This is a genomic window from Pseudomonas sp. UC 17F4, assembly GCF_900101695.1.
Taxonomy (GTDB): Bacteria; Pseudomonadota; Gammaproteobacteria; order Pseudomonadales; family Pseudomonadaceae; genus Aquipseudomonas.
Map to the genome: position 1 here is coordinate 1,164,938 of NZ_FNKV01000001.1, position 15,807 is coordinate 1,180,744.

The following is a 15,807-nucleotide window of genomic DNA, read 5'->3' on the forward strand; positions in this document are numbered from 1 at the left end:
AGTGTAACTTCACGCGATCCGCTTCTTCTTGAAGCTTGTCGCTTGAGGCTTGCCGCTCCAGATGCCCCACATTTTAATTGTCGAAGACGAAGCGGCCATCGCCGATACGCTGATTTTCGCCCTGCAAGGCGACGGTCACAGCACCGAGTGGGTGACCCTGGGCAGCGCCGCGCTGGAGCAGCAACGCCAGCGCCCGGCCGACCTGATCATCCTCGACATTGGCCTGCCGGACATCAGCGGTTTTGAAACCTGCCGGCAACTGCGCCGTTTCAGCGAGGTGCCGGTGATGTTCCTCAGCGCTCGCGATGGCGAAATCGATCGGGTGGTGGGCCTGGAAATCGGCGCCGACGATTACGTGGTCAAACCCTTCAGCCCTCGCGAAGTGGCGGCCCGGGTGCGGGCGATCCTCAAGCGCATGGCGCCGCGCGCGGAACCTGTGGTGAGCGCCGCCGAGCTGTTCCAGGTCGATACCCTGCGCATGCAGATCCACTACCGTGGCCAGGCCCTGAGCCTGACCCGCCACGAGTTTCGCCTGCTGCAAAGCCTGCTGGAGCAACCGGAGCGGGTGTTCAGCCGCGAGCAACTGCTCGATGCCGTCGGGGTCGCCGCCGATGCCGGCTACGAGCGCAGCATCGACAGCCATATCAAGAGCCTGCGCGCCAAGCTGCGTGCGGTGGCTGCCGACGCCGAGCCGATCCAGACCCACCGCGGCCTGGGCTACAGCTACAGCCCGAGCCATAGCTGATGCGCCTGGGGATCCGGATTTTCCTGGTGTACTTCCTGTTCGTCGGGCTGACCGGCTACTTCATCCTCAGCACTGTGCGCGAGCAGATCCGCCCCGGTGTGCGTCAGTCCACCGAAGAAACCCTGGTCGACACCGCCAACCTGCTGGCGGAAATCCTCCACGACGACGTCAAGGCCGGCACCCTTGGCCAGAGCCGTTTGCCGGTGCTGCTGCGCGCCTACGGCCAGCGCCAGCCCAAGGCCGATATCTGGGGCTTGTCGAAGAACCAGGTCAACCACCGCATCTATGTCACCGATGCCCAGGGCAAAGTGCTGCTCGACTCGGCCGGCGTGGCGGTAGGCGAGGACTATTCGCGCTGGAACGACGTCTACCTGACCCTGCGCGGCCAATACGGTGCACGCTCGACTCGCAGCAACCCGGACGATCCGGATTCGTCGGTGATGCACGTGGCGGCGCCGATCCTCGATGACGGCAAGATCATCGGCGTGATCACCGTGGCCAAGCCGAACAAATCGCTGCAACCCTATATCGACCGCTCCGAGCGGCGCCTGCTGTACCTCGGCCTGGGCCTGATCGGCCTTGGCCTGCTGGTGGGCGCGGCATTGTCGTGGTGGCTGGCGCGCTCGCTGCGCCGCCTGACGCGCTACGCCCAGGCGGTCAGTGAAGGCGAGCGCACGGCGCTGCCGCATTATCGCGGTGGTGAGTTGTGGCAACTGGCGGCGGCGGTGGAGCGCATGCGCACCCAGCTTGAAGGCAAGGATTACGTCGAGCGCTATGTGCACACCCTGACCCACGAGCTGAAAAGCCCGTTGGCGGCGATTCGCGGCGCCAGCGAGCTGCTCCAGGGGCCGATGAGCGACGAACAGCGCCAGCGTTTTGCCGGCAATATCGAAAGCGAAAGCGCACGTATGCAGCAATTGATCGAACGCCTGCTCAACCTGGCTCAGGTCGAGCAGATGCAAGCGCTGGAAGAACAGCAACAGGTGCCGCTGGCAGCATTGGTCGACGAGTTGCTGCTGGCCCAGGGCGCGCGGATCGAAAGCGCCGAGCTGCAGGTGCGTCAGCGTCTGCCCGCGGCCGCGCGCCTGCTGTGTGACCCGTTCCTGATGCGCCAGGCCATCGCCAATCTGCTCGACAACGCCCTGGACTTCACCCCTCCAGGCGGTTTGCTGGTGTTCGAGCTGGAGCACGGCGATGGCCGCGTGGCCTTGAGCCTGTTCAACCAGGGCGAGTCGATTCCGGACTACGCCCTGGGCCGGCTCAGCGAGCGCTTCTATTCGCTGCCACGACCGTTCAGTGGGCGCAAGAGCACCGGCCTGGGGCTGAATTTCGTCGAAGAGGTGATGCAGCTGCATGGTGGCGCGCTGGAAGTGGCCAACGTCGAGGACGGCGTGCGCGTACGGTTGTGGCTGCCGGCCAAGCGCCTGGGCTGAAAACTTCACAGAGTCTGCACACAGGCTCCACATAAGTCCGCAAGGGCTCCATTTCGTTTGCGCAGACTCTGCCCATCGAAACCGGAGTCCTGTCCATGCACCGCAAACTGAGTTACAAACTGGCCGTGATCGGCTTTTTGATCGTATTGCTGCTGATCCCGTTGTTCATGATCGGCGGCTTGATCCAGGACCGTCAGTACCAACGCGATCGCGTGGTGCGCGACATTGCCGAAAGCTCAAGCTTCGCCCAGCAGATTACCGGGCCGATGCTGGTGGTGCCGTACCGCAAGATTGAACGGCGCTGGAAGACCGAAGAGGGCAAGAGCTTCCAGGAAATCAGCCAGGTCAACGGTCATTTGTATTTCCTCCCGGAAACCTTCGACCTCAACGCCAGCATCGACACCGAGCTGCGTTCGCGCGGTATCTACGAAGCGCGCCTGTTTCACGCCAATAGCCACATCAACGGCCATTTCGAGATCCCGGCCAACTGGGGCATTACCGAGGACTTCGAGGATTACCGCTTCGAACCTGCGTTCCTGGTCGTCGGTATCAGCGACATCCGCGGCATCGAAAAAGGCCTGCAACTGCAGCTCAACGACCAGCGCCTGGACTTTGCCGCCGGCACCAAGCTGGGCTGGATGAGTGGTGGTGTGCACGCACTGTTGCCCGGTGTCGATGGCAAGGTCGCCAGCGTGCTCAACTATGCCTTCGACCTCAGCCTGCAAGGCACCGAACAGCTGCAGGTGGTGCCGGTAGGGCGTAGCACCAGCGTGGCCATGGCCGCCAACTGGCCGCATCCGAGCTTTGACGGCAACTACCTGCCGGTCAGCCGCAAGATCGATGCCGGTGGTTTCTCGGCGCGCTGGCAGACCTCGTTCTTCTCCACCAACCTCGAAGACGCCCTGACCCAGTGCGTGGTCAATGACAAGTGCAATGCCTTCAACGGTCGCGCTTTCGGGGTCAGCTTCATCGACCCGGTGGACCAGTACCTCAAGAGCGAGCGGGCAATCAAATATGCGCTGCTGTTCATCGCCCTGACCTTTGCCGGCTTCTTCCTCTTCGAAGTGCTCAAGGGCCTGAGCGTGCACCCGATCCAGTACGGCCTGGTGGGCGTGGCCCTGGCATTCTTCTATCTGCTGTTGCTGTCGTTGTCCGAACACCTGGGCTTTGCCATGGCCTATGCCTTGTCGGCGAGCGGTTGTGTGTTGCTGATCGGCTTCTACCTGTGCCACGTGCTGCACAGCGTGTTGCGCGGCATGGGCTTTGCCCTGGGCCTGGCGATGCTCTACGGCATGCTCTACGGTCTGCTGACGGCCGAGGATTACGCTTTGCTGATGGGTTCGCTGCTGCTGTTCGCGCTGCTGGGTGTGTTCATGGTCCTGACCCGTCGCCTGGACTGGTATGGGGTTGGCCAGGTGAAGCTGTCGTGAGCGGCTTGCGCGAGGAGAGGTATCTGGGGGCAGTGCTGGCGATGAAAATCGCCAGGCTGTTCGTGCGCTGGGAGGCAGAAGTCAGCATCGCGGGGCAAGCCCGCTCCTACCACGCACGTAGGAGCGGGCTTGCCCCGCGATAAGGCCGGCTCAGACAATCGAAGGGTCAGTCGCGCGCATCGATTCACGCAGGCAAACCTGCGCATACCACCCCGCCAGCTGCGGCTGTTGCTCACGCCAGCCGAAGTCGGGGAAGCGCAGGTCGAGGTAACCCAGGGCGCAGGCCACACCGATGGCGGCGATGTCGAAGCCTGAGGCAAGGTCGGCGAAATGCTGCTGCTCAAGGTTGCTCAGGCCACGACGAATCTTGTCCTGTTGCGCCTCGATCCAGCTGTCCCATTGCTTGTCCTTGGGCCGCAGGAAGGTTTCGTAACGGGTCAGCACCGCGGCATCCATGATCGCATCGGCCAGCGACGCCAGGGTCAGGCGATGCCAGCGCGGCCAGCCGTCACGGGGGATCAGCGGGTTGCCGACATGCTGCAGGTCGAGGTATTCGCAGATCACCCGGCTGTCGTGCAGCACGCTGCCGTCAGCCAGGCGCAGGGCCGGGATCTTGCCGGCCGGGTTGCCCTGGTTGAGCTCGGCCACCGGATCGACCGGGGTGAGGTTGACGGTCTGCAGCGCCACCCGGTCGGTTTGCCCGGTTTCGTGCAGCACCACCAGGACCTTGCGCACGAACGGCGAGGCCGGCGAATGGAACAGGGTCATGCTTGGTGCGGACATGTCGATCCCTCAGTTGCCCTGCAGGCTCGGTGGCAGGCAGACACCGGTACCGCCGATGCCGCAGTAGCCGTCGGGGTTCTTGGCCAGGTACTGCTGGTGGTAGGCCTCGGCAAAGTACACGGTCGGCGCCTGCTCGATCTCGGTGGTGATCTCGCCGAAACCGGCTTTGCTCAGTTCGGCCTGGTAGGCCTGCTTGCTGGCCAGTGCCTCGTCCAGTTGCTGGGGGCTGGTGCAGTAGATTACCGAGCGGTACTGGGTGCCGATGTCGTTGCCCTGGCGCATGCCCTGGGTCGGGTTGTGCAGTTCCCAGAACATCGCCAGCAGCTCTTGGTAGCTGACCTTGTCCTTGTCGAACACCACCAGCACCACTTCGGTGTGGCCGGTCAGGCCCGAGCAGACTTCTTCGTAGGTCGGGTTGGGGGTGAAACCGCCGGCATAGCCGACCACGGTGCTGACCACGCCTTCACGCTGCCAGAAGCGCCGCTCGGCCCCCCAGAAGCAGCCCAGGCCAAAGATTGCGAAGTCGATGGCGCCTTCGAAGAACGGGCCGAGCAGCGGGGTGTCCTTGAAGACAAAATGCTTCTCGGGCAGGGTCATCGGGGTTTCGCGGCCAGGCAAGGCCTGTTCGGCAGTGGGCAGGACGTTTTTGTTCACCAGAATCTCCGAGCGCAGGACCATGATCGTTCCTCTGCTGATTGGGGTAGGCAAGGCTGGCCCCATCGCGGGTCAAGCCCGCTCCCACTGTGGGAGCGGGCTTGACCCGCGATGGGACCCGAATGAACCTATATTGCCCGAGACAAGCGCCGCTGTCAGGCGATAGGGCCACGCGGATAGCGTTTGAGTTTGGTGATCAGCTCGCTGCCCGGAATCGGCCGGTCGAACAGGTAGCCCTGGCCGACATCGCAGCGGTGGCGACGCAGGAAGGCCAGCTGCTCGGCGGTCTCGATGCCTTCGGCCACCACCTTGAGCTTGAGATTGTGGGCCATGGCCACCACCGCCGAGGTAATCTCCATGTCGTCCTGGTTGTCGGGGATTTCGTGGATGAAGCTGCGATCGATCTTGATGATGTCGATCGGGAATTTCTTCAGGTAGCTCAACGACGAATAGCCGGTGCCGAAGTCGTCCATGGCCAGGGTCAGGCCCAGTTGCTTGAGCTGGTCGAGCTGGCGGTGAGTGTCTTCGGTGGCTTCCAGCAGCAGGCCCTCGGTCAGCTCCAGCTCCAGCAGGTGCGGGGGCAGGGCTTCTTCCTTGAGGATATTGGCGATCGAGGCGACCAGGTCCGGGTCGGAAAACTGCTTGGGCGAGAGGTTGATCGCCACCTGCAGGTTGCCCAGGCCCTCCAGGCGCAGCGTCTGGCTCATGCGGCAGGCCTGGCGGGCGATCCACTTGCCGATGGGGATGATCAGCCCGGTCTCTTCGGCGACGCTGATGAACTGGTCGGGGCGAATCATGCCCTTTTCCGGGTGGTTCCAGCGCAGCAGCGCTTCCAGGCCCAGCAGGCGGCCGCTGCGCAGGCACAGCTTGGGCTGGTAGAACACGTCCAGCTCGTTCTGGGTCAGGGCGCGGCGAAGGTTGTTCTCGACGAACAGCTTGTAGCTGGCCTCGGCATTGAGCGCTTCGGTGAACACCTGGACCTGGTGCTTGCCGTTGGCTTTGGCCTTGTGCAGGGCAAGGCCTGCGTTCTTCATCAGCGTCTGCGGGTCGCGCCCGTGCAGCGGCGCGCAGGCCAGGCCCACGGAGCCGGTGACGTTGATCAGCTGGTTGTCGACGAACATCGGTTTGTCGAGGGTGCGCAGCAGTTGCTGGGCCACCTGCTGGCCGCTTTCAAGGTCGGTGTCTTCGAGCAGCACGGCGAATTCGTTACTGGCAAAGCGCGCCAGACTGCCGCCGGGGCTCAGGCTGTTGCGCAGGCGCCGGGCCAGGCTGATCAGCAGCTTGTCGCCGGTCTGGTGGCCGAGGCTGTCGTTGATCCGCTTGAAGTTGTCGATGTCCACCAGCAGCAGGCTGATTGGGCTGTCGCTGTCACGGGCGAAGCGCTCGTCGAGGTTGCGGATGAACGCCGGGCGGTTGCCCAGGCTGGTCAGGTTGTCGGTGTAGGCCAGGCGCTCGATGCGCTGCTGGGCCAGCTTGCTCTGGGTGATGTCTTCGTAGATGCCGATATAGTGGGTCAGTTCGCGATTGTCGCCGAACACCTTGGAAATCGACAGCTGGCCCCAGTAGGGCTCGAGGTTCTTGCGCCGGCTCTTGAACTCGCCTTGCCAGCTGTTGCCCATGGCCAGGCTCGACGGCGCGTCGAACAGCAGCTCGCTGAGGTTTTCCAGCGCCGGCAGCTCCGACAGGCGGTGGCCGTGGACTTCATCGGTGCTGTACTGGGTGATGGCGGTAAAGCTTGGGTTGACGTACTCGACCACACCGTCGCGGTTGACCAGCAAGAAGGCGTTGGCGCTTTGCTCGACGGCGCGCTGGAACAGGTGCAGGGCATTGGTCGCGGTGCGCCGGTTGTGGTTGTTGATGACCTGGGCGAACTGGTCGGCCAGCTCGCCAGCAAAGGCGATCTCATCGGTTTGCCAGGCCCGCGCCGAGCCGGTCTGCTCCAGGCACAGCACCCCGACCACCTGGCCATCGATGCGGATACTGGCATCGAGCATGGCGTTGATATCGCGTGGGCGCAGGCTCTCGGCCATGTCGCGGGTGCGCGGGTCGTGGGTGGCGTTGTGGGCGTCGATGGCGCGGCTGGTGTGCAGCGCTTCAAGGTAGTCGGGAAAACGGCTGGCGTCGATGGGCTCGGGCAGGCGGTATTCCTGGGTCGAACGGTAGAACGCCGAAATCGGCTGCAGTTGCTGCTCTTCCAGGTACCAGATGCTTGCGCAGTCGATCTTGTAGATCTCGCAGGCACTGCGGGTGATCAGCTCGGCGGCTTCGAGCAGCGAGTTGCTGGCGCTGTAGCGATGGCGCGCCAGGTGCAGGATCAGGTCCTGCTGGGCGCGCACCCGCTCCAGGTGCTCGAGCTGTTCCTGCTGGGCCCGCTGGTTGAGCTGCAGGGCGATCTGCAGGCGACTGTTGCGGGTTTCGAGGTCGGCGGCCGACAGGTCCGGGGTATCTCCCGGCTGGCTGTCGAGGACCATCAGGTAACCGCGCAGCAGCTGGCGGTTGTGCTGCTTGTAGGCTTCGCCCAGCTCCAGCAGGTGCAGCGGGCCCTGGCCGGTGTGCAGGGTGTAGCGCACCAGGTAATGCGGGCGCTGGGCCAGTTGCAGCTGGATGGCGTCGTGCAGTTTGTAGCGCGCTTCGGGCTCCATCAGGCTGGCGTAGGGCGAGCCGACCAGGGCGCAGAGTTCGACGGCGGCCAGGCCAAATTGCCGTTCGCAACCAGGGTCCAGATAGAGCAGCGCCCAGCTCGCCTCGTTCAGCCGCTCGAAACGCAGCATCCCGAGCCGCGAGGGCACGGGCAACTGCGTCACGACCTCGGCCACCATACGGCTGGCGGCATCAGGTTGGCTTTTCATCGAGAGCTCGCTTCAAGAAGGCTGTTCGCGCAAATAGAGCAATCTGCTACTACGCGTGTCGGCAAGGTTGCATCATGCGCTTGAGGCTGACAAGCGATACAGAGACCTCCGTACTAACTGTGTCGGCATTGGCGTAGGAATCTTAAGTCGGACACAGCGCATCGCGGGCTCAGCCCACTTCCACAGGACCTTTCCAGCAGATAAAAAAAGCCCCGCCAAAATGACGGGGTTGAGGTACGAGCGTGGCAGCTCGAAAAGGGAGCCTGTCTCCCCCGGCAGGGGAGACAGGAAACAGCAATTACAACAGCATGGTGCGGATGTCGGTCAGCAGGTCGCCCAGGCGCTTGGTGAAGCGCGCAGCAGCAGCACCGTTGATCACGCGGTGATCGTAGGACAGCGACAGCGGCAGCATCAGCTTCGGCTGGAAGGCTTTACCGTCCCAGACTGGCTGGATGGTTGCCTTGGAGACACCGAGGATCGCCACTTCCGGCGCGTTGACGATCGGCGTAAAGCCGGTGCCGCCAATGTGGCCGAGGCTGGAAATGGTGAAGCAGGCGCCTTGCATGTCGTCGGCCGAAAGCTTCTTGGTCCGGGCTTTTTCTGCCAGGGCCGCCGCTTCGCCAGCCAGTTGCAGCAGGCTCTTCTGGTCGACGTTCTTGATCACAGGGACCAGCAGGCCGTCCGGGGTATCCACCGCGAAGCCGACGTTGACGTACTTCTTGCGGATGATCGCCTTGCCGCTCGGGGCCAGCGAGCTGTTGAAGTCCGGCAGTTCCTTGAGCAGGTGCGCGCACGCCTTGAGCAGCAGTGGCAGCACGGTCAGCTTGACGCCAGCCTTCTCGGCCACGGCCTTCTGGGCTACGCGGAAAGCTTCCAGCTCGGTGATGTCGGCGCTGTCGAACTGGGTCACGTGTGGCACGTTCAGCCAGCTGCGGTGCAGGTTGGTGGCACCAACTTGCATCAGGCGGGTCATCGGCACTTCTTCGATTTCGCCGAAGCGGCTGAAATCGACTTCCGGGATCGGCGGGATGCCTGCACCACCGGTGGCACCGGCGGCTGGAGCTTCCTTGGCCTTCTGCATCATGGCCTTGACGTAAACCTGCACGTCTTCCTTGAGCACACGACCGTGCGGGCCGCTGGCGGCAACCGCGCTCAGTTCGACGCCGAACTCACGGGCCAGCTGACGCACGGCAGGGCCGGCGTGAACCTTGGCACCGCTTGGTGCAGGGGCAGCGGCAGGCGCCGCTGCGGCCTCGGCTTTGGCAGCCGGAGCAGGTGCAGCAGCAGGTGCGGCTTCAGCCTTGGCGGCCGGGGCAGCAGCGGCAGGCGCTGGCGCCGGGGCAGCAGCGCCCTGGACCTTGAGCTTGAGGATGAAGTCGCCAGTGCCGACTTCGTCTTCAAGCTTGACGCCGATGCTTTCCACCACGCCGGCAGCCGGCGACGGGATTTCCATCGAGGCTTTGTCCGATTCCAGGGTGATCAGCGACTGGTCGGCTTCGACGCTGTCGCCGACCTTGACCAGCAGCTCGATGATCTTGGCCTTGCCCGAGGAGCCGATGTCCGGAACATGAATGTCCTGGACGGTTGCGGCAGCCGGTGCTGCGGCCGGGGCCGCCGGGGCCGGGGCAGCAGCAGGTTTTTCTTCGCCAGCAGGCGCTGCGGCAGGGGCGGCAGCCGCTGGGGCCGCAGCAGCGGCGCCCTCGACTTCCAGCTCCAGCAGTTCGTCGCCTTCTTTCAGACGGTCGCCCAGCTTGACCTTCAGGCTCTTGACCACGCCGGCCTTGGGAGCAGGGATTTCCATGCTCGCCTTGTCCGATTCCAGGGTCAGGATGCTCTGGTCGGCTTCGATACGGTCGCCAACTTTGACGAACAGCTCGATGACTTCACCTTCACCGCTGCCGATGTCAGGTACGCGAATGAGTTCGCTCACTTAAAAATACTCCTCAGCAGTCCAGTGGGTTGCGTTTGTCCGGGTCGATGCCGAACTTGGTGATGGCTTCAGCCACGACCTTCGGTTCGATATCGCCACGGTCAGCCAAGGCTTCCAGGGCAGCCAGCACCACGAAGTGGCGGTCGACTTCGAAGAAGTGACGCAGCTTCTTGCGGCTGTCGCTGCGACCGAAGCCATCGGTACCCAGGACTTTGAACTCTTTGCTCGGAACCCACTGGCGAATCTGCTCGGCGAACAGCTTCATGTAGTCGGTGGAGGCAATGACCGGGCCCTTACGGCCAGCCAGGCACTCTTCGACGTAGGTAACCTGAGGTTTCTGACCAGGCTTGAGGCGGTTGCTGCGCTCTACGGCCAGGCCGTCGCGACGCAGTTCGTTGAAGCTGGTAACGCTCCAGACGTCGGCGCCAACGTTGAACTCTTCACGCAGGATCTTCGCCGCTTCGCGAACTTCACGCAGGATGGTGCCGGAGCCCAGCAACTGAACGTGGTGCGCCGCTTCGCGGGTGTCTTCCTCGAGCAGGTACATGCCCTTGATGATGCCTTCCTCGACACCGGCCGGGATGGCTGGCTGCTGGTAGGACTCGTTCATCACGGTGATGTAGTAGAAGACGTCCTGTTGCTCTTCGGTCATCTTCTTCATGCCGTCCTGGATGATCACCGCCAGCTCGTAGCCGTAGGTCGGATCATAGGTGCGGCAGTTCGGGATGGTCGCGGCCAGCATGTGGCTGTGACCGTCTTCGTGCTGCAGGCCTTCACCGTTGAGGGTGGTACGGCCGGCGGTACCGCCGATCAGGAAGCCACGGGTGCGGCTGTCGCCAGCGGCCCAGGCCAGGTCGCCGATACGCTGGAAGCCGAACATCGAGTAGAAGATGTAGAACGGCAGCATCGGCTGGTTGTGGTTCGAGTACGAAGTACCGGCAGCGATGAAGGAGGACATGGCGCCTGCTTCGTTGATGCCTTCTTCGAGGATCTGGCCCTTTTTGTCTTCGCGGTAGAACATCACCTGGTCTTTATCGACTGGCTCGTAGAGCTGGCCGACGGAGGAGTAGATGCCCAGCTGGCGGAACATGCCTTCCATACCGAAGGTACGGGCTTCGTCCGGGATGATCGGGACGATGCGCTGGCCGATTTCCTTGTCCTTGACCAGTTGCGCGAGGATCCGCACGAAGGCCATGGTGGTGGAGATTTCACGGTCGCCCGAGCCGTCGAGGATCGCCTTCAGGGTTTCCAGTGGCGGGGTCGGGATGCTGAAGCTCTTGGCGCGGCGCTGCGGCACGAAGCCACCCAGGGCGCTGCGGCGCTCGGCCAGGTAACGGGCTTCGGCGCTGCCTTCTTCAGGCTTGAAGAACGGCAGGTTTTCCAGCTCTTCGTCCTTGACCGGGATGTCGAAACGATCGCGGAAGTGACGCAGGCTGTCGACGTCGACCTTCTTGGTGTTGTGCGCGGTGTTCTTGGCTTCGCCAGCACCGGTGCCGTAACCCTTGATGGTCTTGGCCAGGATGACGGTCGGTTGCTCTTTGTGGTTGACCGCCTGGTGGTAGGCCGCATAGACCTTGTACGGGTCGTGGCCGCCACGGTTGAGCTTCCAGATCTCGTCGTCGGACAGGTCGGCGACCATGGCCTTGAGTTCTGGGGTGTTGAAGAAGTGCTCACGGACGAACGCGCCGTCCTTGGCCTTGTAGTTCTGGTACTCGCCGTCGATGACTTCGTCCATGCGACGCTGCAGGATACCGTCGACGTCCTTGGCCAGCAGTGGGTCCCAGAAACGGCCCCAGACCACTTTGTTGACGTTCCAGCCACCACCACGGAACACGCCTTCGAGTTCCTGGATGATCTTGCCGTTGCCGCGAACCGGGCCGTCGAGGCGCTGCAGGTTGCAGTTGATGACGAAGATCAGGTTGTCGAGCTTCTCGCGGCCAGCCAGCGAGATTGCGCCCAGGGATTCCGGCTCGTCGCACTCGCCGTCGCCCATGAAGCACCAGACTTTCTGCTTGCCTGCAGGGATGTAGCCGCGGCTTTCCAGGTACTTCATGAAGCGTGCCTGGTAGATCGCCTGGATCGGGCCCAGACCCATGGAAACGGTCGGGAACTGCCAGAAGTCAGGCATCAGCCATGGGTGCGGGTACGAAGACAGGCCCTTGCCATCGACTTCCTGGCGGAAGTTGTTCATCTGGTCTTCGCTGATGCGGCCTTCCATGAAGGCGCGGGCGTAGACGCCAGGCGAGGCGTGGCCCTGGAAGAAGATCAGGTCGCCGCCGTGTTCTTCGGTCGGAGCCTGGAAGAAGTAGTTGAAGCCGATGTCGTACAGGGTGGCACTGGAGGCGAAGCTCGAAATGTGGCCGCCCAAGTCCGAGTCTTTCAGGTTGGTGCGCATCACCATGGCCAGCGCGTTCCAACGGACCAACGAGCGAATGCGGCGTTCCATGAACAGGTCGCCAGGCATGCGTGCTTCGTGGGTAACGGGGATGGTGTTGCGGTATGGCGTGGTGATGGCATATGGCAGCTGAGAGCCACTACGGGTGGCCAGCTCGCCCATACGGGTCATCAGGTAGTGAGCGCGGTCTTCGCCTTCTTTGTCGAGAACCGACTCCAGGGCGTCCAGCCATTCCTGGGTTTCGACGGGATCGAGGTCTTGCATGGCTTGCTCCAGGGCGGAAAGGCTTCCAGAATCGGTTGCCTGAGTTTGCGACTGGCCTTTTGGGCAGACGACATAAAATTCTTGGATTACCGGAGAGTGTACCGGCGTTGTGTAGTTTTACTACAAATGAATCACCATTTCATGCTTTTGAAGTGATCGGGCAGTAGTAAAACTACACAAAAATGGCTCGTGGCCGCAGTTCGGGTTGTGGGAAAAATCGATACCGGTGGTTAAAAACAAGTTAAGAAAAGGTTTGCTGCGATGGTTTCTGCCAGAAAATCAGTTTTTACAGCTATTTCTAACTTTTGTACGACAGTCCAACCGTGGTCAGGGTTCCCCGGTCCGCTCGCTGCCAACCCAATCTCGCCGATCAAGGATAGACCATGAGCCTGCCTTTGCTGGCCGAACTGCCGGCCACCCTCACTGCCTTGGTCAGCCGTAACGAGCAATCGTTTCGTGCGGCTGTCGCCCTGCAGCCAGAACTGTCTGTTGCTGACTGGAACGCCGAACGCTGGGCGCAGTTCGCCCGGGTGACTGCGGCCAGTGATTTTGCCCTTGAACAGGTGCTGCGCGACCCGGCGATGCTGGTCGATCTGGCCGCCAGTGGCGAACTCGACCGGGCCTTTGCCGCGGGCCAGTTGTGCGCGCAGATCGCTGCCGCCAGCCAGACCGCCGAGAGCGAGGACGAACTGGCGCGCAACCTGCGCCGCCAGCGCAGCCGCCAGCAGGTGCGGATTATCTGGCGCGACCTGACTCGCCAGGCCGACCTGGTGCAGACCTGCCGCGACCTGTCCGACCTTGCCGACGCCTGTATAGACCAGGCCTACAACTGGCTGTACCCGCGCCATTGCCAGCAGTTCGGCACGCCGATCGGCCATCGCAGCGGTGAGCCGCAGCACATGGTGGTGCTGGGCATGGGCAAGCTCGGCGCGGTGGAGCTGAACCTGTCGTCGGACATCGACCTGATTTTCGCCTTTCCCGAAGGTGGCGAGACCGAAGGGGTCAAGCGCTCGCTGGACAACCAGGAGTTCTTCACCCGCCTGGGCCAGCGGCTGATCAAGGCCCTCGACCCGATCACTGTCGACGGCTTTGTATTTCGGGTCGACATGCGCCTGCGCCCGTATGGCTCGGCCGGCGCTTTGGTGCTCAGCTTCAATGCTCTGGAGCAGTACTACCAGGACCAGGGCCGCGACTGGGAACGCTACGCGATGATCAAGGCGCGGGTGGTGGCCGGTGACCAAGTGGCCGGCGCGCAGTTGTTGGACCTGCTGCGGCCCTTCGTTTACCGGCGTTACCTGGATTTCTCGGCGATCGAAGCGCTGCGCACCATGAAGCAGCTGATCCAGCAGGAAGTGCGGCGCAAGGGCATGGCCGAGAATATCAAGCTGGGTGCCGGCGGCATCCGCGAAGTCGAATTTATTGCCCAGGCCTTCCAGTTGATTCACGGCGGGCGCGACCTGAGCCTGCAGCAGCGGCCGTTGCTCAAAGTGCTGTCGACCCTCGAAGGCCAGGGTTACCTGCCGCCGGCGGTGATTGCCGAGCTGCGCGAAGGCTATGAATTCCTGCGCTATACCGAACACGCGATCCAGGCGATTGCCGACCGCCAGACCCAGATGCTCCCGGACGATGAGCTGGACCGCGCGCGCATCGCCTTCATGCTTGGCTTTGCCGACTGGCCGAGCTTCCATGCCCAACTGATGCACTGGCGTGGGCGCATCGACTGGCACTTTCGCCAGGTGATTGCCGACCCGGACGAAGACGAGAATGAAGAAGGCGAAGTGATTGTCGGCGGCGAATGGCTGCCGCTGTGGGAAGAAGCTCAGAATGAAGAGGCCGCCTGCCGTCAGTTGCAGGACGCCGGTTTTGCCGACCCGCAAAAAGCCCTCAAGCAACTCGCCGGCTTGCGTGTCAGCCCGCAGTTGCGGGCCATGCAGCGCCTGGGGCGTGAACGTCTGGATGCCTTTATTCCGCGCCTGCTGGCCCAGGCGGTGGAGCACGCCGACCCGGACCTGGTGCTGGAACGGGTGTTGCCGCTGGTCGAAGCGGTAGCCCGGCGTTCGGCCTACCTGGTGCTGCTCACCGAAAACCCCGGCGCCCTGCGCCGCCTGCTGACCCTGTGCGCCGCCAGCCCATGGATCGCCGAGCAGATCACCCGCTTCCCGCTGCTGCTCGATGAACTGCTTAACGAAGGCCGCCTGTTCAGCCCGCCGCAGGCCCCGGAACTGGCCGCCGAGCTGCGCGAGCGGCTGACGCGCATCCCCGAGGACGATCTCGAGCAGCAAATGGAGGCCTTGCGCCACTTCAAACTGGCCCACAGCCTGCGCGTGGCCGCTTCAGAAATCGCCGGCAACCTGCCGTTGATGAAAGTCAGCGACTACCTGACCTGGCTGGCCGAGGCGATTCTCAACCAGGTGCTGGCCCTGGCCTGGCGCCAGACGGTCAGCCGTCACGGCCAGCCCAAGCGCAGCGACGGCAGCCTGTGCGACCCGGGCTTCATTATTGTCGGCTACGGCAAGGTTGGCGGCATCGAGCTGGGCCACGGCTCGGACCTGGACCTGGTGTTCATCCACGACGGCGACCCGCAGGCCGAAACCGATGGCGCCAAGCCGATCGACAGCGCGCAGTTCTTTACCCGCCTGGGCCAGCGCATCATTCACCTGCTGACCACCCAGACCAACTCCGGGCAGCTCTACGACGTGGACATGCGCCTGCGACCTTCGGGTGCGTCGGGGTTGCTGGTCAGCTCCCTGGGCGCCTTCGAGCGTTACCAGCAGAACGAAGCCTGGACCTGGGAGCACCAAGCCCTGGTCCGCGCCCGGGTGCTGGTCGGTTGCCCGCAGGTGGGCACGGCGTTCGAGGCGGTGCGCGCGCGCATCCTTGGCCAGGCCCGCGACCTGCCCAAGCTGCAGGCCGAGGTCAGCGAGATGCGCGCCAAGATGCGCGACAACCTCGGCACCAAGCTCAGCGCCGCCGGGACTGCGGCCAATGCTTTCGAGGCCGGCGTGCCCTTCGATATCAAGCAGGATGCCGGTGGTATCGTCGATATCGAATTTATGGTGCAATACGCCGCTTTGGCCTGGTCTCACGACCATCCGGCACTGCTGCGCTGGACCGACAACATCCGCATCCTCGAAGAGCTTGAGCAGGCCGGGCTGATGCCCGCCAGCGATGCCGTGCTGCTGCGCGAGGTGTACAAGGCGTTCCGTTCCGCCGCGCACCGCCAGGCCCTGCAAAAGCAGGCCGGGGTAATCGATGCCGGGCAGTTCGTCCAGGAGCGCCAGGAGGTGCGGCGGATCTGGTCGCAGCTGGGTTTGAGTTGAGCCA

The 15,807-nt window shown here is 63.3% G+C and carries 9 protein-coding genes; 4 read left to right on the top strand and 5 right to left on the bottom strand.

Annotation, left to right across the window (positions count from 1 at the left end):
* Positions 1–61: 61 nt before the first annotated feature.
* The 3 genes from creB (at position 62) to creD (ending at position 3,608) form a co-directional block, all read left to right on the top strand.
* Positions 62–745 carry a two-component system response regulator CreB gene (gene creB / locus BLR26_RS05320; protein WP_045199148.1) on the top strand — a complete coding sequence of 228 codons (684 nt, stop codon included), beginning with the start codon at positions 62–64 and terminating at the stop codon, positions 743–745.
* Entirely contained in the window at positions 745–2,178 is a 1,434-nt protein-coding gene (gene creC / locus BLR26_RS05325) for a two-component system sensor histidine kinase CreC (RefSeq protein WP_093378787.1), read from the top strand. Before creB ends, creC begins: the two co-directional genes overlap by 1 nt.
* Before the next feature lie 95 nt (positions 2,179–2,273).
* Positions 2,274–3,608 carry a cell envelope integrity protein CreD gene (gene creD / locus BLR26_RS05330; protein WP_045199151.1) on the top strand — a complete coding sequence of 445 codons (1,335 nt, stop codon included), beginning with the start codon at positions 2,274–2,276 and terminating at the stop codon, positions 3,606–3,608.
* Between the two features lie 150 nt (positions 3,609–3,758).
* On the opposite strand, the gene BLR26_RS05335 is transcribed toward creD, so the two are convergent.
* From BLR26_RS05335 to aceE, 5 genes are all read right to left on the bottom strand, one after another.
* The gene (locus tag BLR26_RS05335) at positions 3,759–4,391 is read right to left on the bottom strand and encodes a glutathione S-transferase (RefSeq protein WP_045199153.1); all 633 of its coding nucleotides are present in this window, start codon (positions 4,389–4,391) and stop codon (positions 3,759–3,761) included.
* A gap of 9 nt (positions 4,392–4,400) precedes the next feature.
* Positions 4,401–5,069 (bottom strand): peptide-methionine (S)-S-oxide reductase MsrA, encoded by a 669-nt coding sequence (gene msrA / locus BLR26_RS05340; RefSeq protein WP_093378790.1) that lies wholly within the window; start codon positions 5,067–5,069, stop codon positions 4,401–4,403.
* Positions 5,070–5,200: 131 nt separating this feature from the next.
* Positions 5,201–7,894 (bottom strand): putative bifunctional diguanylate cyclase/phosphodiesterase, encoded by a 2,694-nt coding sequence (locus BLR26_RS05345; protein WP_045199157.1) that lies wholly within the window; start codon positions 7,892–7,894, stop codon positions 5,201–5,203.
* Between the two features lie 298 nt (positions 7,895–8,192).
* The gene (gene aceF, locus BLR26_RS05350; RefSeq protein ID WP_093378794.1) at positions 8,193–9,824 is read right to left on the bottom strand and encodes a dihydrolipoyllysine-residue acetyltransferase; all 1,632 of its coding nucleotides are present in this window, start codon (positions 9,822–9,824) and stop codon (positions 8,193–8,195) included.
* 13 nt (positions 9,825–9,837) lie between these two features.
* Positions 9,838–12,483: a pyruvate dehydrogenase (acetyl-transferring), homodimeric type gene (gene aceE, locus BLR26_RS05355; RefSeq protein WP_045199161.1), complete on the bottom strand. Its 2,646-nt coding sequence runs from the start codon at positions 12,481–12,483 to the stop codon at positions 9,838–9,840.
* Between the two features lie 383 nt (positions 12,484–12,866).
* Between aceE and glnE the strand changes: the two genes are divergently transcribed.
* Positions 12,867–15,803 (top strand): bifunctional [glutamate--ammonia ligase]-adenylyl-L-tyrosine phosphorylase/[glutamate--ammonia-ligase] adenylyltransferase, encoded by a 2,937-nt coding sequence (gene glnE / locus BLR26_RS05360; RefSeq protein WP_093378799.1) that lies wholly within the window; start codon positions 12,867–12,869, stop codon positions 15,801–15,803.
* Positions 15,804–15,807 lie beyond the last annotated feature (4 nt).

Bases quoted from the DNA above. Each gene is read 5' to 3' on its own strand.
- aceE (WP_045199161.1), bottom strand. From the start codon at position 12,483: ATGCAAGACCTCGATCCCGTCGAAACCCAGGAATGGCTGGACGCCCTG.
- creB (WP_045199148.1), top strand. From the start codon at position 62: ATGCCCCACATTTTAATTGTCGAAGACGAAGCGGCCATCGCCGATACG.
- glnE (WP_093378799.1), top strand. From the start codon at position 12,867: ATGAGCCTGCCTTTGCTGGCCGAACTGCCGGCCACCCTCACTGCCTTG.
- msrA (WP_093378790.1), bottom strand. From the start codon at position 5,069: ATGGTCCTGCGCTCGGAGATTCTGGTGAACAAAAACGTCCTGCCCACT.
- creD (WP_045199151.1), top strand. From the start codon at position 2,274: ATGCACCGCAAACTGAGTTACAAACTGGCCGTGATCGGCTTTTTGATC.
- BLR26_RS05345 (WP_045199157.1), bottom strand. From the start codon at position 7,894: ATGAAAAGCCAACCTGATGCCGCCAGCCGTATGGTGGCCGAGGTCGTG.
- creC (WP_093378787.1), top strand. From the start codon at position 745: ATGCGCCTGGGGATCCGGATTTTCCTGGTGTACTTCCTGTTCGTCGGG.
- BLR26_RS05335 (WP_045199153.1), bottom strand. From the start codon at position 4,391: ATGTCCGCACCAAGCATGACCCTGTTCCATTCGCCGGCCTCGCCGTTC.